Origin of the sequence: Mycobacterium appelbergii (assembly GCF_032883035.1) — a bacterium.
Classification (GTDB): domain Bacteria; phylum Actinomycetota; class Actinomycetes; order Mycobacteriales; family Mycobacteriaceae; genus Mycobacterium; species Mycobacterium appelbergii.
Genome location: NZ_JAMQTH010000009.1, coordinates 115533 through 137486 on the forward strand (window position 1 = coordinate 115533; position 21954 = coordinate 137486).

21 protein-coding genes are annotated in these 21954 nt (G+C 67.5%); 9 read left to right on the forward strand and 12 right to left on the reverse strand.

Annotation, left to right across the window (positions count from 1 at the left end; all coding sequences use genetic code 11):
* Positions 1 to 34: 34 nt before the first annotated feature.
* Positions 35 to 1171, reverse strand: a complete 1137-nt coding sequence (locus M1247_RS21320) for a type VII secretion-associated protein (protein WP_317158382.1) — start codon at positions 1169 to 1171, stop codon at positions 35 to 37.
* Positions 1168 to 4893, reverse strand: a complete 3726-nt coding sequence (gene eccCa, locus M1247_RS21325) for a type VII secretion protein EccCa (protein ID WP_317158383.1) — start codon at positions 4891 to 4893, stop codon at positions 1168 to 1170. The genes M1247_RS21320 and eccCa overlap by 4 nt, the downstream gene beginning before the upstream one ends.
* A gap of 122 nt (positions 4894 to 5015) precedes the next feature.
* On the opposite strand from eccCa, the gene eccD reads away from it, so the two are divergent.
* A complete protein-coding gene (eccD, locus tag M1247_RS21330; protein ID WP_317158384.1) occupies positions 5016 to 6368 on the forward strand; it encodes a type VII secretion integral membrane protein EccD in 1353 nt (450 codons plus the stop codon).
* Positions 6365 to 7672, forward strand: a complete 1308-nt coding sequence (gene mycP / locus M1247_RS21335; RefSeq protein WP_317158385.1) for a type VII secretion-associated serine protease mycosin — start codon at positions 6365 to 6367, stop codon at positions 7670 to 7672. Before eccD ends, mycP begins: the two co-directional genes overlap by 4 nt.
* Here the strand turns inward: mycP and eccB are convergent.
* Together eccB and M1247_RS21345 are read right to left on the reverse strand one after the other, a co-directional pair.
* Positions 7646 to 9037, reverse strand: a complete 1392-nt coding sequence (gene eccB, locus M1247_RS21340; protein ID WP_317158386.1) for a type VII secretion protein EccB — start codon at positions 9035 to 9037, stop codon at positions 7646 to 7648. The two genes, mycP and eccB, sit on opposite strands and share 27 nt — an antisense overlap.
* A 54-nt stretch (positions 9038 to 9091) precedes the next feature.
* The gene (locus M1247_RS21345) at positions 9092 to 9643 is read right to left on the reverse strand and encodes a CGNR zinc finger domain-containing protein (RefSeq protein ID WP_317158588.1); all 552 of its coding nucleotides are present in this window, start codon (positions 9641 to 9643) and stop codon (positions 9092 to 9094) included.
* A 79-nt stretch (positions 9644 to 9722) separates the two neighbouring features.
* Between M1247_RS21345 and M1247_RS21350 the strand changes: the two genes are divergently transcribed.
* The 4 genes from M1247_RS21350 to M1247_RS21365 all read left to right on the forward strand — a co-directional run bounded on the left by M1247_RS21350 (position 9723) and on the right by M1247_RS21365 (position 12893).
* Positions 9723 to 10754, forward strand: a complete 1032-nt coding sequence (locus tag M1247_RS21350) for an EamA family transporter (RefSeq protein ID WP_317158387.1) — start codon at positions 9723 to 9725, stop codon at positions 10752 to 10754.
* A 15-nt stretch (positions 10755 to 10769) separates the two neighbouring features.
* Complete coding sequence (locus M1247_RS21355; protein WP_317158589.1) at positions 10770 to 11444, forward strand: cutinase family protein; 675 nt, start codon at positions 10770 to 10772, stop codon at positions 11442 to 11444.
* Between the two features lie 24 nt (positions 11445 to 11468).
* On the forward strand, positions 11469 to 12140 hold the full coding sequence (locus M1247_RS21360) for a cutinase family protein (RefSeq protein WP_317158388.1): 672 nt from the start codon (positions 11469 to 11471) through the stop codon (positions 12138 to 12140).
* A gap of 114 nt (positions 12141 to 12254) precedes the next feature.
* Positions 12255 to 12893, forward strand: a complete 639-nt coding sequence (locus M1247_RS21365; protein WP_317158590.1) for a cutinase family protein — start codon at positions 12255 to 12257, stop codon at positions 12891 to 12893.
* 241 nt (positions 12894 to 13134) lie between these two features.
* Here the strand turns inward: M1247_RS21365 and truA are convergent, their stop codons facing one another.
* From truA to infA, 8 genes are all read right to left on the reverse strand, one after another.
* On the reverse strand, positions 13135 to 13995 hold the full coding sequence (gene truA / locus M1247_RS21370) for a tRNA pseudouridine(38-40) synthase TruA (RefSeq protein ID WP_410506912.1): 861 nt from the start codon (positions 13993 to 13995) through the stop codon (positions 13135 to 13137).
* A gap of 13 nt (positions 13996 to 14008) precedes the next feature.
* The gene (rplQ, locus tag M1247_RS21375; RefSeq protein WP_317158390.1) at positions 14009 to 14557 is read right to left on the reverse strand and encodes a 50S ribosomal protein L17; all 549 of its coding nucleotides are present in this window, start codon (positions 14555 to 14557) and stop codon (positions 14009 to 14011) included.
* A 73-nt stretch (positions 14558 to 14630) separates the two neighbouring features.
* The gene (locus M1247_RS21380) at positions 14631 to 15683 is read right to left on the reverse strand and encodes a DNA-directed RNA polymerase subunit alpha (RefSeq protein WP_317158391.1); all 1053 of its coding nucleotides are present in this window, start codon (positions 15681 to 15683) and stop codon (positions 14631 to 14633) included.
* Positions 15684 to 15762: 79 nt separating this feature from the next.
* The gene (rpsD, locus tag M1247_RS21385; RefSeq protein WP_317158392.1) at positions 15763 to 16368 is read right to left on the reverse strand and encodes a 30S ribosomal protein S4; all 606 of its coding nucleotides are present in this window, start codon (positions 16366 to 16368) and stop codon (positions 15763 to 15765) included.
* A 17-nt stretch (positions 16369 to 16385) separates the two neighbouring features.
* Positions 16386 to 16796, reverse strand: coding sequence for a 30S ribosomal protein S11 (gene rpsK / locus M1247_RS21390; RefSeq protein WP_317158393.1), 411 nt, complete (start codon positions 16794 to 16796; stop codon positions 16386 to 16388).
* Positions 16797 to 16799: 3 nt separating this feature from the next.
* Positions 16800 to 17174 carry a 30S ribosomal protein S13 gene (gene rpsM / locus M1247_RS21395; protein WP_317158591.1) on the reverse strand — a complete coding sequence of 125 codons (375 nt, stop codon included), beginning with the start codon at positions 17172 to 17174 and terminating at the stop codon, positions 16800 to 16802.
* A 191-nt stretch (positions 17175 to 17365) separates the two neighbouring features.
* Positions 17366 to 17479, reverse strand: coding sequence for a 50S ribosomal protein L36 (gene rpmJ / locus M1247_RS21400; RefSeq protein ID WP_003879483.1), 114 nt, complete (start codon positions 17477 to 17479; stop codon positions 17366 to 17368).
* Between the two features lie 83 nt (positions 17480 to 17562).
* Positions 17563 to 17784, reverse strand: coding sequence for a translation initiation factor IF-1 (infA, locus tag M1247_RS21405; protein ID WP_003418601.1), 222 nt, complete (start codon positions 17782 to 17784; stop codon positions 17563 to 17565).
* Between the two features lie 337 nt (positions 17785 to 18121).
* Between infA and M1247_RS21410 the strand changes: the two genes are divergently transcribed.
* The 3 genes from M1247_RS21410 to M1247_RS21420 are packed head-to-tail and all read left to right on the forward strand — an operon-like array spanning position 18122 to position 21949.
* Positions 18122 to 18616 carry an NfeD family membrane protein gene (locus M1247_RS21410; protein WP_317158394.1) on the forward strand — a complete coding sequence of 165 codons (495 nt, stop codon included), beginning with the start codon at positions 18122 to 18124 and terminating at the stop codon, positions 18614 to 18616.
* A gap of 39 nt (positions 18617 to 18655) precedes the next feature.
* The gene (locus M1247_RS21415) at positions 18656 to 20197 is read left to right on the forward strand and encodes a flotillin family protein (RefSeq protein ID WP_317158395.1); all 1542 of its coding nucleotides are present in this window, start codon (positions 18656 to 18658) and stop codon (positions 20195 to 20197) included.
* Between the two features lie 60 nt (positions 20198 to 20257).
* The gene (locus M1247_RS21420) at positions 20258 to 21949 is read left to right on the forward strand and encodes an NAD(P)/FAD-dependent oxidoreductase (RefSeq protein WP_317158396.1); all 1692 of its coding nucleotides are present in this window, start codon (positions 20258 to 20260) and stop codon (positions 21947 to 21949) included.
* Positions 21950 to 21954 lie beyond the last annotated feature (5 nt).

Here is a 21954-nt window from a genome sequence, read left to right on the forward strand (position 1 = left end):
GGAGTCGATCCGGTTCCATTTCCGCGGGAACTTCTCAAAAAACCGCATGCGCCGACCGGATCGCGGCCTCGCAGGCCCCCTGCACGGTGTCGCCACGTCCGGGCGCGCTCTGACATCCGATGGCTATGCGGACGGCCCGGTCAGCCAGCACGGCCCACCGAATCTCCCGGTCGGCGCGGATCTCCCGGTAGCTCACCACCGAGCGGCCGGCGATCCGGTCATCGGGATTGAAGTCGACGAACACCCCGGCCGGCTGCTCGTCCAGAGCTCGACGAAGCGTGTCCGCCACCGATTGTCCGGACGTGGCGGATTGAGTGAGATGGACGACGGTGTCGGGGTCGGTGGTCGAGACCACCTGCACGCGGTCCGATCCTGGTCCACCGGTGACGCGCTGGACCCTCCACTGCGCCGGGACCTGCATTCCCACGCGGCCTTCGACCAGCAGCGACATCGGGTGCCCGGCGCCCGTGGCGGCGTCCGGGCGGACCGCAATCGCCGCGCATACCGCCGCCACCGCCAGCGCACCACCGACCGCACGCTTGCCACGGCTCGGCGGGCGCCCAATGGCGACGGGCTCGACCGGCTTGCTGTGAAGCATGCCTGCCGCGCACCGCACTGAGGCGGTGTCAGACACCGATACCGTTGCGCCGCGGCGGCGTAACTCGCTGGTGACGGCGCGGCAGAGCGTCTCCTCACCCTGCGCGTCCACGGCGACCTCGGTCGCGCCTCCGGCCGCGTCGGCCACCAATCCAGCGAGTGTGTCGATGTCGGCATCGCGGATCAGCGTGACGGGATCGGTGTCGGGGCGCGACACCACGATCAGGTCGGCGGCGATCTCCACCACTGCCCACGCGTCGTGCAGGCCGGCGCTCAGTGCCGCGACCCGCCGCATCGTCACGACATCGGCGGTGACCGCGGCGGCGGCCTGCCGCACCCGCGCCAGCTGCTCGGTGGTCCACCAGGTTGGAAAGACCACGATGAGTCTCTCGACGGGTGCACCGACAGCACGGCGGATCACCTCGGTCCACAGCTCGTCCACCGAAACCGGTTCGTCGCCGACCAGCGCGATCGGATCGTCGATGCAGTCCACCGCGGTCACGGCCTGCTCCTCGCAGAGAGTTCCAGGACCGGTGACCATCACCGGGCCTGCCTCGATCACCGTGGTACTCATATGCGTTCGGACGCCAAGCGCACCTGGACCAGCTGCTCGGGTGCGGTGCGGACGATCAGGGTGCCCCGCCCCGGCGGCAGCGGCGTCGGCCGCACGGCACCGAGCAACACGCCTTCCTCAGGGCTCGCGCTCATCACCAGACCCATGCAGCCGAGCTCTCTCAGCCGCGCCAGCACCGGATCGAACATCGCTCTGGCCGCACCCCCGGACCGGCGTGCCACCACCAGGTGGAGGCCGAGATCCCTGGCATGGGGCAGGTGGTCGAGCAGCGGTGTCAGCGGGTTCACGCCCGCTCCGGCCACCAGGTCGTAATCGTCGACCACCACGTAAAGCTCCGGACCGGTCCACCAGGACCGGGTACGCAATTGATCCTGGGTGACTTCAGCACCGGGCATCCTGGACTGCAGCGTCTCCCGCAGTGCGGTCAACTGAGCCGTCAGGGCGGCTGCCGATACCGCGTAGCCGGACAGGTGACCCGCGTCCACTGCGCCGAGCAGGGTGCGCCGAAAGTCCACGAGCATCATCTGCACGTTCGCCGGATCGTTGGTCCGGGCGAGTTCGCTGCACAGCGCGCGGAGCGCAGTGGTCTTGCCGCAGCCCGCCTCTCCGAGGATCATCAGGTCGGACTGCTCGGCGAAATCCACCAGCATGGGCCGCAGTTCGCGCTCCCCCAACCCCAGTACCACCTGGGTCGCGGGCCGCGAGAGCGCGACGGCCGGCATCGTGTCGTCAGTGACGATGGCAGGCAGCAGGCGGACAGCAGGCGCGCGGACATCCGCATGCTGGGACCGCAGCGTCTGGCCCGCCGTCGACATCGCCTCCACAAGACCGGTCGCCGAGGCGGTGCCATCCAGTCTGGGGACCGCAATGAGCAGCTCGCGGCCGTCACGGGTGAGGCCACGTCCGGGCGGACACTGGCCGAGTTGACGGGCACGTTTTCGGTCGACCTCCGATTCAGCCGGGTCACCGAGGCGCAGCTCGATACGGGTGCCCAGCTGGTCTTTGAGCGCAGGCCGGAAATCGGCCCACCGCGAAGCGGTTGCCACGACGTGTATGCCGAACGAAAGCCCCTGCGCAGCAAGGGTAGTGATGGGTCCTTCCAACTCGTCGAAGTCCTGGCGCAGGGCGGTCCAGCCATCCACGATCAGAAACACGTCTCCGAACGGATCATCGCAACCCCCACCGGCACGCAGCGCCCGATACTCCGCCATCGACTCCACCCCGACCTCCCGGAACCGGCCCTCCCGCGCCCGCAGCAGGGCTTGCAGCTCGGCGACCGTGCGCCGCACCAGGTTCACGTCGCGGCGCCCGGCAACACATCCGATATGCGGCAACGACTGCAGAGACGTCAACGCCCCGCCACCGAAATCGAGGCAGTAGAGCTGAACGCCACGGGGGTCGTGGGTGGCGGCCAGGGCCAGTGCGAACGTCCTCGCCGCAGTGGACTTTCCCGCGTGTGGCCCGCCCACGATGGCCACGTTGCCTGCGGCGCCGTCGAGCCTGACCACGAGCCGATCGCGGCGCTGTTCGAACGGGCAGTCGATCAGGCCGACCGCGACGGTGAGTGGCATCTGCCCCGGCATCAGTACGTCGCTGAGCGGAACCACAGGCGGCAGTGGAGGTAACCACACCTGGTGCGCCGGGGTCCCGTGACCGGTCAGCCGGCTCACCACCGTGTCGAGCATCGTCACGGCGGGTGTCGATACGACGGAATGGTCATCCACTGGCGCCCAACCGGCCTCGAACGGCCTGGTCGCGACGTTGTCCGGTTGCGCGACGGCAGCCGAGGGTCCGTGATATCCGCCCGAGACGAAAGCGGTCTGGAAACGGATAATCTCGCCAGAGGGTGTCTTCAGGTACCCCACACCCGGGTCGTTCGGCAGATGGTAGGCATCAGTCACTCCCAGCACCGAGCGGGACTCATTGGGCGAGAAGGTCTTCAGACAGATCCGGTAGGACAGGTGGGTTTCCAGGCCGCGCAACCTGCCTTCGTCCAGGCGCTGACTGGCGAGCAGCAGATGCATCCCCAGTGACCGCCCGAGCCGCCCGATGGCGACGAACAGCTCGGCGAAGTCCGGATGCTGATGCAGCAGCTCGGAGAACTCGTCGACCACGATCAACAGGGCGGGCAGCGGCGGTCGCCCAGATCCCCGTTGCCGGTACTCGGTGATGTTGGCGAGATTCCCTGCGGCCCGCAGCAGTTCCTGCCTGCGGGTCATCTCGCCGGCCAGGGCATCGCCCATCCGTGCCACCAGCGGCGCCTCGTCGGCCAGATTGGTGATCAGTGCGCTGACATGGCGGGACTTGTCCAGACCGAGGAACGTTGCACCTCCTTTGAAGTCGACCAGGATGAGGTTGAGCGCCTCGGGTGGATGAATGGCGATCAACCCGAGCGTCAAGGTCCGCAGGAGCTCCGATTTACCGGAACCCGTTGCGCCCACGCACAATCCGTGCGGCCCCATGCCACCTTGAGCGGCTTCCTTGAGGTCGAGGTACACCGGGGCGCCGCGCTCGCAGACCCCGATCGGCACGCGGAGCGCGTGGGGCGGCCGCCAACTGGTCGCGGGGTCGATCTGGTCGGGATCGCCGACCCCGATCAGTTGCGCCCAGCCGGCCGGCGTGCCCGGCACACCGCGAACCGGCCGGTGCCGCGTCAATCTACGCGCACAGGTCAGGGCCTGCTCAGCGGTCAATCCATCTGGTAATGCCATGAATTCTTTGCAGGACACACCTTCTGGATCGATATGGAGGTGCAGGCCGTCAACCACCGGCGCACCCCGGATACTCAGCACGGTGGCACCGGGGATCGACGTCGACACCTCTGCGGCGGCGTCCATGATGACCACCCGGTGGGCCGACCGACCGTCAGCGGGTACCTCGGTCAAGGCCCGGTATCGCATGCAGGCCGCACCGGCGTCGTTGCGCTGATCGGGATGCCGGTGGTGCGGCAGCCATTTCAGCCAATCCCATTGTTCGGCGCCCAGCGCATCGAGCACCGCCACCACCTGCAGGTCTGCCGGACTGTGCAGTACTGCCAGGCCGCAGATCATCGCGCGCAGCAGCCCACGGGCGTCGTGCGGGTCTCCCCCGATCGAGAGCTGCCCGAGGCCGCACAACTGCACGGTGATCGGCACCTCGGCCACCGTCGATCGCCTGCGCAGCAGCCGCTGCAGTGCGTTCGTGGTAACCGGATCCTGTTCGCCCTGCGGGATTTCGGGCGCCACCAATCGGATCCGTAACGGTTGGTCCCCGACACCGACCCGCACCTCACCGAAGGTGGTGTCGGCTGGTGTGCGCTCCCACATCCGGCTGCCACCCGCCAACGTCCACAGCAGCCCCGGTTCGGGATGCTCGGTGTGTAGCGCCACCCATTGTGCCCGCGCCGTTGCGCCCGCAGCGCGGTCAAGTCCGTCCAGATAGCACAGGTATTCGCGGCGATCCCGGCTCAGCTCGGCGGCATGACCGGTACCGCGCATGCTGTACACCAGCGTGCCGACGACGGACATCAGCATCATCACCGGGAAGAACATCACCATCGGGCCGCGCGAGGTGGCAGCCCCGGAACCGAAGTAGACAGCCATCATGCCCACCATGGCGATCACCACCACGAGCGGCAGTAGCCGGGCCAGTGGGTTGGCCGGGGTCGTACGCGGCACCGGCGGCGGCGCGTCGATGCTGACTTCACCGTTCGTTGCGGTGAGTGGGTATCGGGTGAGGTCCATCAAATGTTTAGACGCAGACGGGCGCTGATCGGTTCCATCCACAATCACGAAAATTGCTGTGCGGGGAGGCCTCCGCGGTCGGCTACGGTGGATCCACTGGTGTCAACCCGGGGGGTGATGAGATGCCGGATGCGCTGTGCCGCGTGTCGATTCACTGGATGGACGACACCGACGATCGTCCCGCCACGGTCGACCTTTCGCTGCCGACTGCACTGGCCGTCGGTGCACTGATGCCGTCGATCCTCGACGCGCTCGGCGCCCGCGGCGACGTGCTGCGGCGCTTTCGACTCACCCGCATCGGCGGATCGTCACTGAATGAGTCGACGACGCTGGCGCAGAACGATATTCAAGACGGCGAACTGCTGCTGCTGACCGCTGCGACGGTGCCGGCTCCGTACCGCTGCGAGCAGTCGGTCACCACCGTCCTCGCCGTCGACGAACCGAAGAGCCGTCCCCACCCACTGTGGCGCGCCGCCGCCTGTCTGTGGTCTTCGCTGCTCGGTGCGTCGGCGCTGGGTTTCGCCGCGCTCGGCGTCCACACCGGGTCCCACATCGCCGCAGCGGGCCTGGCGGCCGCGGCAACCATCATTGCCGCCGTCGCCGCACATCGCCTGCGTCCCGGCGCTCCGATCGTGGCGATGCTGAACGTATCCGTGGTGGTGCAGGCCGCGGTGCTCGGTTTCCTGGTCGTCCCTGGCGGTCCGGGAGCAGCCAACGCCTTCCTGGCCGCGGTTGCCGGAGCCTCGGCAGGCGCGGTGCTGCTTCGGGTTTCCGGTGACGACGCGGCGCTCGACACGGTGACATTGACCGGGATCCTCGCGTTCACGGTGACGGTTGCCGTCGCGACGGCGGGCGCGGTGCTGTGGCCGCTGACGGTGCAGGCCCTCGGGGCACTGGTGTCCGCGGTCGCGCTGGGCGCCCTGACGGTGGCACCGCGCCTGTCGGTCGCGATGGCCGGCCTCACTCCGCGGATTCCCGGGCAGGACGACGAAACCGACATCGAGTCCGCACCCGTCGATGACGTCCGCGTGACGCGCGGGCACCGCAGTCTGACCGGCCTGGTGATCGGCTGCTGCGCCGCGGCGGCGCTGGGTACGCTGCTCATCGCGGTGAGTGGCCGGCACCCGGTGACACCGGTGGCGATGGCCTTGACCACCGCGGTCGGGTTGGCGTTGGTACTGCGGTCACGGTCCTACGCGTCCCGAAGCTGCCGGACGGCGCTGCTGGCGGCCGGGTTCGTGGGCCTGACCGCAACATTCACGCTCGTGGTGGTGTGGTCGCCTAGCCACGCCAGCTGGACAGGCATCGCCGTGGTGGTCGTCGGCCTGGCCGCGTTGACACCCACGGCACCTGCCGGGCCCGCAGCATTACGTGCCGTCGACGCAATGGAGTACATCGCCCTGGCGTTGGTGGCGCCGCTGGCGTGTTGGCTGGCAGGGGCTTTCGATCTCGTCCGCAGTCTGAGCCTGTTGTGAGCCGATTGTGCAGGCTGGTCTCGGCGGCACCCATCGCGCTCGCGGTTGCGGTGGCACCGGCGGCCACAGCCGTGGTGCCACCGGTCGTCGACAATGGACTGCTGCCACCACCGGCACCGCCCTCGCCCACACACCAGACCGAACAACGCGAGCCCTGCTTCAGCCCGCAAACCCACACCGACGCAGGCGATGCCCACAAGATGGACGACGTGTGGCGGCTGGCCCGCGGGGCCGGGCAGACAGTGGCGGTGATCGACACCGGGGTCACCCGCCATCGTCTACTGCCGCATCTCGTCGGTGGCGGCGACTACGTATCGCGCGGCGACGGCACGCTCGATTGCGACGGTCACGGCACCATCGTCGCCGGGATCATCGGCGGCGCGGCGAACACCACCGGTTTCAGTGGAGTCGCCCCTGAGGCGACGATTCTGAGTATCCGCCAGTCCAGCAACAAGTTCAGAGCGGCCGGTGGCGCACTCGGGGTGGGAGACGTCGAGACCATGGCCGAGGCGGTTCGCACCGCGGCCGACCTGGGCGCCACCGTGATCAACATATCGACCGTTGCGTGCGTTGCGGTCGCGGATCGTCTCGACGACCGTGCGCTCGGGGCGGCCCTGGCCTATGCAGTGGATGTCAAGAACGTCGTCGTCGTCACGGCGGCGGGCAATGTCGGCGGGGCCGGGCACTGCCCGGAGCAGAACCCGGCGTCCGGTCCCGCCGGCAGGCCGAACTGGGAGGACGTCCGCTCGGTGGCCAGTCCCGCTTGGTATGACGATCTGGTGCTCTGTGTCGGGTCGGTCGGTTCCGACGGCAGGCCTTCGGAGTTCAGCCTCGGCGGACCGTGGGTGGACGTGGCCGCGCCGGGCGAGGGCATCGTGTCGTTGCATCCGGATGGGGAAGGATTGATCGACACGCTTGCCGACGGGAGTCCGATCTCGGGTACCAGTTACGCAGCGCCGACGATCGCGGGCATCGCCGCGTTGGTCCGGTCCCGGTTCCCTCAGTTGAGTGCACGTGAAGTGATGCGGCGCATCACCTCAACCGCGCACCGTCCGCCGGGCGATTGGGATCCGTTCGTGGGGAACGGAGTGGTCGACGCGCTGGCTGCGCTCAGCGCAGGCCCCGGAGTACCAGCGGTTCCCACGCGCACCGTACCGACGGTAGCAGCGCGCCCGCCCGTATTCGCTGATCCACAGCCGCGCCGGGTCGCGTTCGGTGGGGCGGCAGTCTGTGTCGCCGCGGCGGTGCTGTCGGCACTTATCCTGTCTTCCAGACGGTTACGACGGAGAATCCCCGACGACTGAGGCGGCGGCCGTGCTCAGTTCCGGTCCTCGCGGCAGCGACGCCAGCATCGGCCACGGCGCGGGGACAGCGGCAGCGGTCAGGCCGAGGCGCGTGGCAACCTCGTCATCGTGGATGCCGAACCGGACTCCGAGGTCGTTGACGAGGTACAGCGAGCCCGGGGTGCCGTCGTCACCGGTCACCGCGGCGGACCGCACCAGTGCGCTACGGCCCGCGGGGATCAGGACCCGGTCGATGTTGGGGCCCGACTCGTCGGCCTGCGCCAGGGTCAGCGCCTCCTGTGGCAATGAATCACCCACCAGCAGTGTGGTATTCGTATCCGGACCGGCCTGTCGTACATCCCAGCCGGCACACACCACGGCACCGGCCGGCTGCCGGACCCCGGCTGGGAACGCGGCCACCGGCAGGGTCTCGACAAACGGAACATCGACGAGGGCGTCGGCCGCGACGGTGACCGGTTCACTGCGCGGTTGGGCCACGGTGAATCGGATGAGATCGGCCGCGACCGCACCGATGCGCTGCAGCCCGGCGCCGAGGACGACATAGAACTCGGCCCCGCCGAGATCAGCCCGAATCACCCTGACCACACTGCCTATCGTGAGGCCACCCAACGCCGGCGGTCCCGGCGCGCCGGCGTCGGCGATCACCGGCGCCCGAATGGCCGGGACCTCGGGCACGGTGTCCAAAAGTGCGCGCGAGACATCGCGGGGTGCAACGCCTTCCAGTCGCAGCGCGCGCACCACGGCCATATCGCGCAGATCGACCACCGCGCGGCGGCCGTCGAACAGCAGATAGGTGGTCGCGGCGCTCTCCCCGCGCGGCCTCACGAGCATCGCCTGGCCAGGGCGCTGTGGGCGGGTGTCCCCGCCGCGCCGTCCCACGACCAGCACCGTCGCGGGCGGATCACTCACATCGCAGACCGTCCAGCCGGATTCTTCGATGCTCAGCGCAGGATCGATCTGCGTCGGCGCACCGGGTATCCCGACAAGCGGCCCACGTTTGGCCGCCGCGATCACCGCATCGCCGACCGGCTTCGGATCGGCGGGCGTGCCTGCGATCAATCGGGCCGAGGCCAGGTTGAGAACAGGATGGATGGTGTCGCCGATGCGCACATGCAGCGCGCCGGACGTCCGCGTCATCAGGATCGGCGCACTGCCGAGAGCGCCGTCGGGACGCAGCACGGCCAGCACCACGCATGCCACGACCGCAATGACAGCGAGCAGGCAGCCGGCTGCCAACGAGATCGATTGCGCACGAAGGGGATCGTCGAGCATCCGGGCGTCACCACGCACCAAGGCGTGCTCAGTGCGCCGAATCAGGAATCGGTAACCGCTCAGCTGTAACCGCGATGCCGGTTGTCGTGCCATATTTCCCCCGGCCATCACCGTAACCCGGCGCCGAACGTCCCTGGCGCAGAAGATTTACTCCTCGCGTTGACGCTGTCGGTAGGCCGCGACGTGCTGGCGGTTGCCACAGTTGCCGGTGTCGCAGAACATTCGCGACCGGTTGCGGGACAGGTCCGTCAACACTGCCTCGCAGTCCGGCGCCGCGCAGATCTTGAGCCGCCGGAGCTCACCCATCCGGATCAGGTCGGCCAGGGCCATCGCGATCTCGGCGCCCACCCGCTGCCACAGCGGATCGTCGGCCGACGCCAGATGCAGGTGCCAGTCCGGGTTCTCCGGATGCCTGGTCAGCCACGGCGACGCCTTGTTGTCGCCGAGCAGTGCGTTCACCAGGGTGACGGCGTGTTCCTCGTCGTCGGCGACGGCCCAGATCTCCCCCACCCGCACCCGCAGGCGGTGCACGGCCCGCAGCTCGACGTCGTCCCGGTCGCGCCGCCCGGTCCAGCCGAAATGATCGAGATATCTGCCGAGACCGGCGGCGTCACCGAGCTCGTCGCCGTTCACCCGGTCGCTGTTGACCAGCATGCAGGCGGCCCGCAACGTGAGATCCGTGTCATAAGTAAAAAGCATTTGACCCATGACCCCCTTTCGCCGTAGCGTCATGACCAACTTCCACTTTACTCATGACATGCCTCGGGGAGGTGTACCGATGGCCACGACCCAACTCGACCGGCTGACCGCAGCCGGTCAGTTCCGGATTGGTCTGCTGTTCGCCGTCAGCTCCGCGCTGGCGTTCGGGTCGTCGGGCCCCTTCGCCAAAGCCCTCATGGAGGCCGGCTGGAGCCCCGTCGCGGCCGCCACGGCCCGGCTCGCCGGTGGGGCCTTCGCGATGATCGTCTTCGCGAGCATCGTGCGTCCCGGGTGGGCCCGCGAGGCCATCCGCCACACCAGAATGGTGATCGCCTACGGCCTGGTGCCCATCGCCGGCGCGCAGCTGTTCTATTACAACGCCGTCGCACACTTGTCGGTCGGTGTGGCACTGCTGTTGGAGTACACCGCCCCGATCCTGGTCGTGGGTTGGCTGTGGGCCACCACCCGGCACCGGCCCAGTCCCATGACGTTCGCCGGTGTCGGCCTGGCTGTGGCGGGGATCATGCTCGTGCTCAATGTGTTCACCGGAGCACACATCAACATCGTCGGCGTCGGTTGGGGCCTGGCCGCGGCGGTCTGTGCGGCCTGCTACTTCATGATGTCCAACCGGGTGAGCACCGCCGGAGACGGTCTGAACCCGATCAGCCTGGCCACCGGCGGCCTGATCGTCGGTGCGGCCGCGGTCGGGTTGCTGGGGATCACCGGCGTGATGCAGCTGAAGTTCACCGCCAGCCCGGTGACCATCGCAGGTTTCACCACGTCGTGGCTGGTGCCGGTCATCGCGCTCGGCCTGATCCCGACCGCGCTCGCCTACACCCTGGGCATCCTCGGCATTGCGCGCCTCAAGCCCCGCTTTGCCTCACTGGTGGGCCTGTCAGAGGTGATGTTCGCGGTTCTGGCCGCCTGGATCCTGCTGGGTGAAGCGATCACGCTCATCCAGGCCGTTGGCGGCGCAGTCGTCTTGCTCGGCCTGGCGCTGGCCCGCCAGGGCGACCGCAACGAACAGGAATCCCGGACAATCGCCGAAGCCTGCTGGCCTGATGCCCCTGGGCAAAATGCGACACCTGAGCAAACGATTAGCCCTGGCTAACCATTTTGTGTGACGATGGCGATCGTGACTTTTCTCCGGATGCCGGCCCGACTGGCCGCGATCGCCTCCGCAGTTCTGTTTTCCGGTGCCGCCCTCGCGGTGGCCCCTGCCCCCGTCGCGGGCGCCGCACCCTGCCCCGATGTGGAGGTCGTGTTCGCCCGCGGCACCAGTGAGGCACCCGGTGTCGGCCGTGTCGGCCAGGCACTCGCCGACGCGCTGCAGTCCCAGCTCGGCGGTCGCTCCGTCAGCACCTACGGGGTGAACTACCCCGCGACCTACGATTTCCTGGCCGCCGCGGACGGCGCCAACGACGCCACCAATCACATCGCGGCGATGGCACAGGACTGCCCGTCGACGCGCATCGTGCTCGGTGGCTACTCACAGGGCGCGGCAGTGGTGGACATGCTGGCGGGTATCCCGCCACTGGGCAACAAGGTCGGCGACGTCGGATCCGCGCCGCCCCTGCCGGGCAACCTGTCGGACAACATCGCGGCCGTCGCAGTGTTCGGCAATCCCTCGGCCAAGTTCGGGATACCGGTCACCTCAAGCAGATTCGGCGGCCGGGCGATCGACTTGTGCAGCGATGGCGATCCGATCTGTTCCGACGGCCGTAATCCGTTCGCGCACACTCACTATGAGAGCTCGGCCTTTATTCCACAGGCCGCGGGATTCATCGCGGGAATGGTTTGACGGCCGTTCGGGCTAATATTCGGTGTGACCTTTGATCTTGTTCGCCGTTGTACCCTGCTCGTCGCTACCGCCGCGCTCGTCGCGGTAGCCGCCCTAGTTTTGCCCGTGCTCGCGCCGAGGCCGACCGGTGGCCTCGGTGTGGCGGCAGCCGAGGATTGCCCCGACATCCAGGTCGTCTTCGCCCGTGGAACCAGTGAGGCCCCCGGTCTCGGACGGATCGGCAGCGCTTTCGTCAATTCGCTGCGAAACAAGGTCGGCGGCCGCTCCGTGGGCACGTACGCGGTGAACTATCCGGCCAGCTACGACTTCCTGGCCGCGGCCAACGGCGCCAACGACGCCAGCGGTCACATCCAGTGGATGGTGGACAACTGCCCGGCCACCCGGCTCGTGCTGGGCGGCTACTCGCAGGGCGCTGCGGTGATCGACGTCATCGCTGCCGTCCCCTTCCCCGCGATCGGATTCAATTCTCCGCTGCCGCCGAACGTTCCCGAGCACGTCGCAGCGGTCGCGGTATTCGGCAATCCGACGGCCAAACTTGGCCTACCGCTCACGGCCAGCCCGGTCTACGGCACCAGAGCGATCGACATGTGCAACGGTGGAGATCCGGTCTGCACCGACGGCGACAGCGTCGCCGCGCACCGCGCCTACGAAGGTGCAGCCAGCCAGGCGGCCGACTTCGTGGCGGGCCGGCTCTAGCGGAGCCCCGAATATTCACCGAACTCGCTAATTCGTTCGGCTACTATCAGTTAGATGGTCAAACATCCCACCGGCCGACGGTTCCGGCGTTGGTTCTCTGCGGCCGTGATCACGATGGCCGCGGCGCTTGTTCTGCCCGTCGCACCCGCGGTGATGTTCGAGGGCAACGGGCTGCCGGCCGCCTCGGCCGCACCGTGCCCGGAAGTCGAGGTGGTGTTTGCCCGGGGCCGCACCGAGCCTCCGGGTGTCGGCAAACTCGGCAACGCGTTTGTCAGCGCGCTGCGCTCCAAGACGGACAAGAACGTCGGCGTCTACGCCGTGCAGTACCCCGCGGACAACGAGATCGACATCGGTGCCAATGATATGAGCCAGCACGTGCAATCCATGGCCGCCAACTGCCCTGACACCCGCGTGGTGCTCGGCGGTTATTCGCTGGGCGCCGCAGTCACCGATGTGGTGCTCGCGGTTCCCATGGCATTCTTCGGCTTTAAAAATCCCCTGCCGCCCGGTATGGAATCCCACATCGCTGCCGTCGCAGTGTTCGGCAACGGCAGCGCATGGGCAGGGCCCATCGGAGCGATCAGCCCGGTCTACCGGGACCGCACCATCGACCTGTGCCACGGCGCCGACCCGATCTGCAACCCGGCTGACCCGAACACCTGGGAAAGCAATTGGTCGCAGCACCTCGCCAACGCCTACATCGACGCGGGCATGCCCAATCAGGCCGCCGACTTCGTCGCAGGGCGGATCTAGACACACCGAGGCCACAGCTTGTCGGTGGACCCGCCGATGCTGGCGTCGTGGCGCGCACGGCGTTCGACCTAAGCCGGCTGTTGCCGAACACCGAAGCGGTGCCGATCCTGGATGCATTGATGAACAAGACCGGCCTCGACCCCGAGGAGGTGTGGTCGATGGTCGAGGCGAATCGAGGAATTCGAGGTAATTCTCACGAAAACCTACACGTTCGACACAGGCAGGCGGGCGAGCACATTACTCAGAGCGAGCGCAGATCCCGAGTGACGGCGCTACGGGCGACCAGTTGGTCGTCGGGCGGATAGTCGACGTGCACGAGCGTCAGCCCGCGCGCCGGGGCGGCGGCGAACGCGCTCGATCGACTGGTGGCGCTCAACAGCCCGGCCGTCCAGTCCGGTGACCGCCTGCCCTCCCCCACCGCGAGCAACGCACCGACCAGCGATCGAACCATGTTCCAGCAGAACGCATCTGCCGTGACATAGGCGGTGATGTAGTGCCCGTCGCGGCTCCAGTCCAGGCGCTGCAGATCCCGGATGGTCGTCGCGCCGGGACGGTGCCGACAGAACGCGGCAAAATCGTTCAGTCCCAATAGTTCCCGCGACGCCGCCGTCATCGCCTCGACATCCAGCGGCCGGGGCCACGGCGTGACGTAGCGCCTCTCCTGCGGTTCGACCCCCCAGGGGGCCGTGCACAACCGGTAGGCGTAGTGCCTGCGCAGTGCGGAGAATCTGGCGTCGAAGCCGGCCGGAGCGCGGACGACGTTGCGGATCCGGACGTCGGTCGGCAGGAACCGGCCGAGCCGCCGGACCAATGCCGCGAACTCGGACTCCGATGAGCGCACGGTCCGCGAGTAGGCATGCGGCAGCGCCTCGGCCGGAACATCAACGTGCGCCACCTGGCCGGTGGCGTGCACTCCGGTATCGGTCCGTCCCGCGGTCCTGGTCACGACCGGGGTGCGGAACACCGTCGACAACGCCTCGTCGATCACTCCGGCCACGGTGCGCTGGCCGGCTTGGGCCGCCCAGCCCGCGAAGTCGGTGCCGTCGTAGGCGATATCGAGGCGTAAACGAACATGCCCGCCACCGGAATCGATGGCGGGCATGTTGCGAACGTCCTCAGGACTTGGCTTCGTCAGCCTCATCCGTGGCCTCGGCCTCTTCGGCCTCGGTCTCGACCTCGGGGGTCTCCTCGGCCTTGACTTCCTCAGCCGGAGCTTCCTCGGTCGGGGCTTCCTCAGCCGGGGCTTCTGCCGCCTTGGCCTGCGAGGCCGCCGCGCGGCGCGCACGGTCAGCTTCGGAGGTCACGGTCTTCTCCCGCACCAGTTCGATGACCGCCATGGGGGCGTTGTCGCCCTTGCGGTTCTCGACCTTGATGATGCGGGTGTAGCCGCCGGCGCGATCGGCGAAGAACGGGCCGATCTCGGCGAACAGGGTGTGCACCACATCCTTATCGCGGATCTTCTTGAGCACCTCACGCCGGTTGTGCAGGTCGCCCTTCTTGGCGTGGGTGATCAGCTTCTCCGCGTACGGCCGCAACGCCCGGGCCTTGGGCTCGGTCGTCTTGATCCGGCCGTGCTCGAAGAGCGCCGTGGCCAAGTTGGCCAGTAGCGCCTTCTGGTGCGAAGACGACCCGCCGAGGCGAGGTCCCTTGGTGGGCTTGGGCATTGCGACTATCTCCTAAATGGGGCCGATCCCCGTATCAGGTAGGACCGGGACGGTTCTCTTTCGAGAAATTGGGTTAGAGCTGTTCGGTTTCGGCGTAGTCCTGGTCGGTGTCCAGGTCGTAACTGGCGTCGCTGGTCCAGGTGCCGGTGGCGGCGTCGTAACCGGCGACCTCGGACGGATCGAACGTGGCCGGGCTGTCCTTCAACGACAGACCCAGCTGGTGCAGCTTGATCTTCACCTCGTCGATGGACTTCTGGCCGAAGTTCCGGATGTCCAGCAGATCGGACTCCGTGCGGGCGACCAACTCGCCGACCGTGTGCACGCCCTCACGCTTGAGGCAGTTGTACGAACGAACCGTCAGGTCGAGATCATCGATGGGCAGCGCGAACGACGCGATGTGGTCGGCCTCGGCGGGCGACGGCCCGATCTCGATGCCTTCCGCCTCGACGTTGAGCTCCCGGGCCAGACCGAACAGTTCAACCAGCGTCTTACCGGCCGAGGCCAGTGCGTCGCGCGGGGTGATCGAGTTCTTGGTCTCGACGTCGAGGATCAGCTTGTCGAAGTCGGTGCGCTGCTCGACACGGGTGGCCTCCACCTTGTAGGTCACCTTGAGCACGGGGCTGTAGATGGAATCGACCGGGATACGGCCGATCTCGGCGCCCGAGGCCTTGTTCTGCACGGCGGGGACGTAACCACGGCCACGCTCGACGACGAGCTCGACCTCCAGCTTGCCCTTGTCGTTCAGGGTGGCGATGTGCATGTCCGGGTTGTGCACGGTCACACCGGCCGGCGGCACGATGTCACCGGCGGTGACCGCACCCGGGCCCTGCTTGCGCAGGTACATGGTGACCGGCTCGTCCTCCTCGGAGGACACGACCAGGCCCTTGAGGTTCAGGATGATGTCGGTGACGTCTTCCTTCACCCCGGGAACGGTGGTGAACTCGTGCAGCACACCGTCGATACGGATGCTGGTGACCGCTGCGCCCGGGATGGACGACAGCAGCGTCCGCCGAAGCGAGTTGCCCAAGGTGTACCCGAAACCGGGCTCCAACGGTTCGATGACGAACTTGGAGCGGTTCTCGGCAATGCTCTCCTCGGACAATGTGGGTCGCTGAGAGATCAGCATGTGTTCTCTATCTCCTTCTCGGCACCCGCTATTTGATGCCGTTAAGTGGACCGGCCCGCCACCTCGACGGGCCGGCTTCTTACTTCGAGTAGAACTCGACGATGAGCTGCTCGGCCAGCGGCACAACGATCTGTGCACGCTCGGGCAGCTGGTGTACCAGGATGCGCTGACGGTCGCCGACGACCTGCAGCCAGGACGGGACCGGGCGCTCGCCCGCGGCCTGCCGTGCCGCCTCGAACGGCAGCGTGTTCAGCGACTTCTCTTTGATGTCGATGATGTCGTACTGCGACACCCGGTAGCTCGGGATGTCGACCTTGACACCGTTGACGGTGAAGTGGCCGTGGCTGACCAGCTGGCGGGCCATGCGGCGCGTGCGGGCGAGCCCGGCGCGGTACACGACGTTGTCCAGCCGGGTCTCCAGGATGCGCAGCAGGTTCTCACCGGTCTTGCCGGAGACGCGGTTGGCCTCCTCGTAGTACCGACGGAACTGCTTCTCCATGACGCCGTAGGTGAAGCGGGCCTTCTGCTTCTCCTGCAGCTGCAGGCGGTATTCGCTTTCCTTCACCCGGGCGCGGCCGTGCTGGCCGGGCGGGTAGGGGCGCTTCTCGAACGACTGGTCGCCGCCGATGAGGTCGACGCCCAGGCGACGCGACTTGCGTGTCGCGGGTCCGGTGTAACGAGCCATTAGTGTCTGATCTCCTTCTAGACCCGGCGCCGCTTGGGCGGACGGCAACCGTTGTGAGGCTGCGGGGTGACGTCAGAAATCTGCCCGACTTCCAGGCCTGCGGCCTGCAGCGAGCGGATCGCGGTTTCGCGGCCCGAACCCGGGCCCTTCACGAACACGTCGACCTTCTTGACGCCGTGTTCCTGCGCCTTGCGGGCGGCGTTCTCGGCGGCCAGCTGTGCGGCGAACGGAGTCGACTTGCGCGATCCCTTGAAACCGACGTGACCCGACGATGCCCAGGCGATGACGTTGCCCTGCGGATCGGTGATCGACACGATGGTGTTGTTGAACGTGCTCTTGATGTGCGCGGCGCCGAGCGGAATGTTCTTCTTTTCCCGGCGGCGGGTCTTGACGCCCTTCTTGGGGGCGCCTGCCTTCTTCGGTGGCATGGCTTACCTGGCCTTCTTCTTGCCGGCGATGGTGCGCTTCGGGCCCTTGCGGGTGCGCGCATTGGTCTTGGTCCGCTGGCCGCGCACCGGCAGGCCGCGACGGTGCCGCAGGCCCTGGTAGCAGCCGATCTCAATCTTGCGGCGAATGTCGGCCTGCACCTCGCGGCGCAGGTCACCCTCAACCTTGAGGTTGCCTTCGATGTAGTCGCGCAGCTGCGTCACCTGATCGTCGGTCAGGTCCTTCGTGCGCATGTCCCTGTCGATGCCGGTGCCGGCAAGGATCTCCTGGGAGCGGGTACGGCCGATGCCGTAGATGTAGGTCAGCGCGATCTCCATGCGCTTGTCGCGCGGGAGATCGACGCCCATAAGTCGGGCCACGTGTGCCATTCCTTCTTCTATGCGGAGGTCTGTTCCCAGTCCGTTCCCACGTCGTCTGTCTGTGGGGTCCGGCCTCCGTACCGGACGTGTCGAGCAGCGCTAATCGTCTTTTTTGGCGCTGGCGCGCCAGGCAACTCATTGGTGCTGGGAGGTCTGCATTCAGTTGTGGGTGGTGCGGAAAGTGCTTCTGATCAGCCTTGCCGCTGCTTGTGGCGCGGATCGCTGCAGATCACCATGACCCGCCCATGCCGGCGGATCACCCTGCACTTATCACAGATGGGCTTGACGCTCGGGTTCACCTTCACGGCTGTTTCGATCCTTCTGATTCCGTCGGTGGCGCACGCATGCGCTCGCCACTCTTCTCGTCGTTACTGGTCGGGCTCTTGGGTCACTTGTACCGGTACACGATGCGGCCCCGGGACAGGTCGTAGGGAGAAAGCTCCACCACCACCCGATCCTCGGGCAGGATGCGGATGTAGTGCTGCCGCATCTTGCCGCTGATGTGGGCCAGGACCTTGTGTCCGTTCTCCAGCTCAATGCGAAACATCGCATTGGGCAGAGGTTCGACCACGCGACCCTCGACCTCGATGGCACCGTCTTTCTTGGCCATACTTTCTGGCGACCTTGCTTTCGTTTCGTTGCTTCTTCGTCTCACTGCAGCCCGTGCTCGGCACAGCCTTCAACCGACTTAAAAACGTGAGCCGGATCGATAGAATTCCAGAAATTCCAGCAGTTCCAGGACGGGGCGCACAAAAAGCCGGCGCGAAAGCCGCACCATTGGTCCACAATACCCGCTCGGGGGCCTGCGCCAAAATCACAGCTGGCCAGCGGTAGGCCACCGAATATTCATGCACTCAACGGCCCCGGAACACGTGACAATGGTTCATAGTGAGCTGCGCCTCCCCCGGCGCTTGCGACGGCCCCGGAACTGGAGAACAGAACACGTGATGGCGGTATACCTGGCGGCGTTCATCGTCGGCGGTGTGTCGGTACTGGCCGCGTTGCTGCTGGCCGATGTCGGACACGGGGACGGGATGCCGTTCCTGAGCCTCACCGGACTCTCCGCTGCCCTCGTCGGCGCAGGCACCGGCGGGTTGATCGGCACCTGGGTGGGAATGGGCGCCTTCGGGGCCGCAGTGCTCGCCGCCGCGTGCGCGGTGGTGCTGGTCGTCGGACTCAACGGGCTCCTGCTGCCCTACATGCGCAGACAACAGGCCAATTCACACAAAGGTCGGTCTTCCTACATCGGGCTGCTTGGGACGGTCACCCTTGAGGTGCCTGCCGGCGGCTGGGGTGAGGTCTCCTTCGTCGACGGGGACGGCAACCGGGTGTTCTCCCGGGCCAAGAGCAGCGAACCCGAAGCCCTGTCCAAGGCGACCCGTGTCTACATCGCCGACATCGACGCCGATTTCGTTCACGTCGTCGCTGTTCCACAAACCTGAGCGGTACCCGAGCCCGGAACCGCAAGAAAGGCCAACACCATGTCCCTGCTGCTCATCGTCATCCTCGTCGCCGTCGCCGCCATCCTGATCCTGGTGGTACTGCCGCTGGTGTACGTCAAGAACTACATCAAGGTTCCGCCCAACGAGGTCGCCGTGTTCACCGGGCGGGGGCAGCCGAAGGTGGTGCGGGGCGGGGCCCGGTTCCGCGTACCCGGCATCGAACGCGTCGACATCATGAGCCTCGAACCGTTCAACGTCAGCATCAACCTGCAGAACGCGTTGTCCAACAACGGCGTTCCGGTCAACGTCGAGGCCGTGGGGTTGGTGCGGATCGGATCGGCGGATGAGGCCGTGCAGACCGCGGTGCAGCGGTTCCTCACCTCCGATCTCAATGAGTTGCAGCGCCAGATCAACGAAATCCTCGCGGGCAGCCTGCGCGGTATCACCGCGACCATGACCGTCGAGGACCTCAACTCCAACCGTGACACCCTGGCGCGCAGCGTGGTCGAGGAAGCCGGCGGCGACCTGGCCCGCATCGGCATGGAGGTCGACGTCCTCAAGATCGCAGGCATCTCCGACGCCAATGACTACCTCAAGTCGCTGGGGCAGCGACGCATCGCCGAGGTCAAGCGTGATGCGGCCGTCGGCACCGCCGAGGCCGAGCGCGACGCCCAGATCCGATCCGCGAAGGCACGCCAGGAGGGATCGGTGGCCCAGGCAGAGGCCGACACCGCCATCGCGACCGCCAATCAGAAGCGCGACGTGGAACTGGCCCGGTTGCGCGCCCAGACCGAGGCCGAGAACGCCGAGGCCGACCAGGCGGGCCCGCTGGCCAACGCCCGCGCCCAGAAGGACGTCGGCATCGCCACCGAACAGGCAGAGGCCGCCCGGGTGCAAGCCCGCATCGAGGTCGAACAGCGGCGCAGTGAACAGGCCACCGCCGCCCTGCAGGCCGATGTGATCGCCCCGGCCGAGGCACAACGACAGGCCGATATCGCCCGCGCGGAAGGTCAGCGCCAGGCGGCGATCCTGGCCGCGGAAGCCAGTGCCGAGGCGCAGCGCCGCGCCGGGCAGGCCGAGGCCGACGCCCGCAAGGCCGCCGCCGACGCGCTGCGCGTGGAGAAGCAGGCCGAGGCGGACAGTCTGCAGGCCAAGCTGGTCGCCGAGGCCGCGGGCAAGAAGGAGCTGGCGGACGCACTGCGGGTCGAACAGCAGGCCGAGGCCGCGGGCATCGAGGCCAAACTGCTCGCCGAGGCGAACGGCAAGAAGGAGATCGCGGCCGCGCTCAACAGCTACACCGCGGACGCGGCCCGGCTGTTGATGCTGCCGGACGTGCTCGCCTCGGTCGTCAAGGCCACCGAGGCGGCCGCGACGCCGCTGTCCGAGATCGACCGGCTGTCCATCATCGGCGGCTCGGGCGACGTGCAGGATGCGATGGGCGGCCTGCTCGGGGTCAGCCCGTTGGCGGTGGCCAAGATCGTCGAGGCGCTCAAGACGTCGGGCATCGATGTGGCCGCGATGTTGAAGGGTTCGAACGGTTCGACGCCAGGGCCCGTCAACGACGCCGTCGCACCCCTGTGACGGCCGTACTGGAGGCAACCGAGATAATCGCTGGCCTACCGGCGCATAATTGGTGGTGATATGACTGGACCCGTCCCCCAGCCCCGTAAACCTGTCATCCTCACCGTCGACGACGACCCTGCCGTTTCCCGTGCGGTGGCGCGTGATCTGCGCCGCCACTACGGCGAGCGGTACCGCATCGTGCGCGCCGAATCCGGTCCGGACGCATTGGAAACGCTCAACGAGTTGAAGCTGCGCGGCGACACCGTGGCGGTGTTCGTCGCCGATTACCGGATGCCGCAGATGAGTGGCATCGAGTTCCTCGAAGCCGCGATGGACCTCTACCCGATGGCCCGCCGCGTGTTGTTGACCGCGTACGCCGACACCACCGCGGCGATCGACGCGATCAACGTCGTCGACCTGGACCACTACCTGCTCAAGCCGTGGGATCCGCCGGAGGAAAAGCTCTACCCGGTGGTCGACGGGCTGCTGGAGACCTGGCAGGCCGTCGGCGACCGGGCCATTCCGCACACCAAGGTGATCGGCCACCAGTGGAGCCCACGGTCCTGGGAAGTGCGCCAGTTCCTGGCCCGCAACCAGCACACCTACCGCGCGTTCACCTCCGACGAACCCAAGGGCCGCCAGCTGCTGGAGGCTGCGGGCCTCGACGGGTTGCAGCTGCCGGTGGTGATCACCGAGGGCGGTGCCACGCTGGTGGAGCCCAGTAACGGTGAACTCGCCGACATGCTGGGGCTGTCGACCTCGCCGTCGTTGAACATGTACGACCTGGCCGTCATCGGCGGCGGGCCTGCCGGGCTGGCCGCGGCGGTGTACGGCGCCTCCGAGGGACTCAAGACGGTGCTGATCGAGGGCGCCGCCACGGGTGGGCAGGCCGGCCGCAGTTCGCGCATCGAGAACTACCTCGGCTTCCCCACCGGGGTGTCCGGCGCGGAGCTCGCCACCTCGGCCCGGCGTCAGGCCGAACGCTTCGGCGCCGAGGTCATCACCACCAGGGCGGCCACCGCGCTGGACATCGCAGGCGCGGCGCGCACCATCACCTTTTCCAACGGCGACACCATCGGTGCCAGGGCGGTGATCCTGGCCACCGGCGTCGACTACCGCCAGCTGTCCGTCCCCGGGTGTTGGGACGATCCCGACAACCCGCTGAATTTCGTCGGCCGCGGCGTCTACTACGGCGCCTCGGTCTCCGACGCCGCCGAGTGCGCCGACGAGGATGTCTACATCGTGGGCGGCGCCAACTCGGCGGGTCAGGCGGCGATGTTCATGTCGCGCACGGCGCGATCCGTGACGCTGCTGGTGCGGGGACCGTCACTGGATACGTCGATGTCCTATTACCTGATCCAGCAGATCGAGCAGACACCCAACATCACCGTGCGGACCTGCACCGAAGTCGTCGGCACGCGGGGCGAGGACGACCATCTCGTCGGCCTGGTGCTGGAGAACAAGCGGACCGGCGAGCGCGAGGAGGTGACCTCGTCGCGCATGTGTTGTTTCATCGGCGCGACGCCGCGCACCGACTGGCTCGACGGTGTGGTGGCCCGCGACGGCCACGGATTCATCCTGGCCGGACCGGACCTGCGGGATGTGTGCGGCTGGACGTTGGACCGGCCGCCGCACCACTTGGAAACAAGTGTGCCCGGTGTGTTTGTTGCAGGAGATGTGCGCGCTGATTCCGCCAAACGGGTGGCCGCCGCGGTCGGCGAAGGGTCGATGGCGGTAATGCTGGTGCACCGCTACCTGGCCGAGGCTTGAGGAGC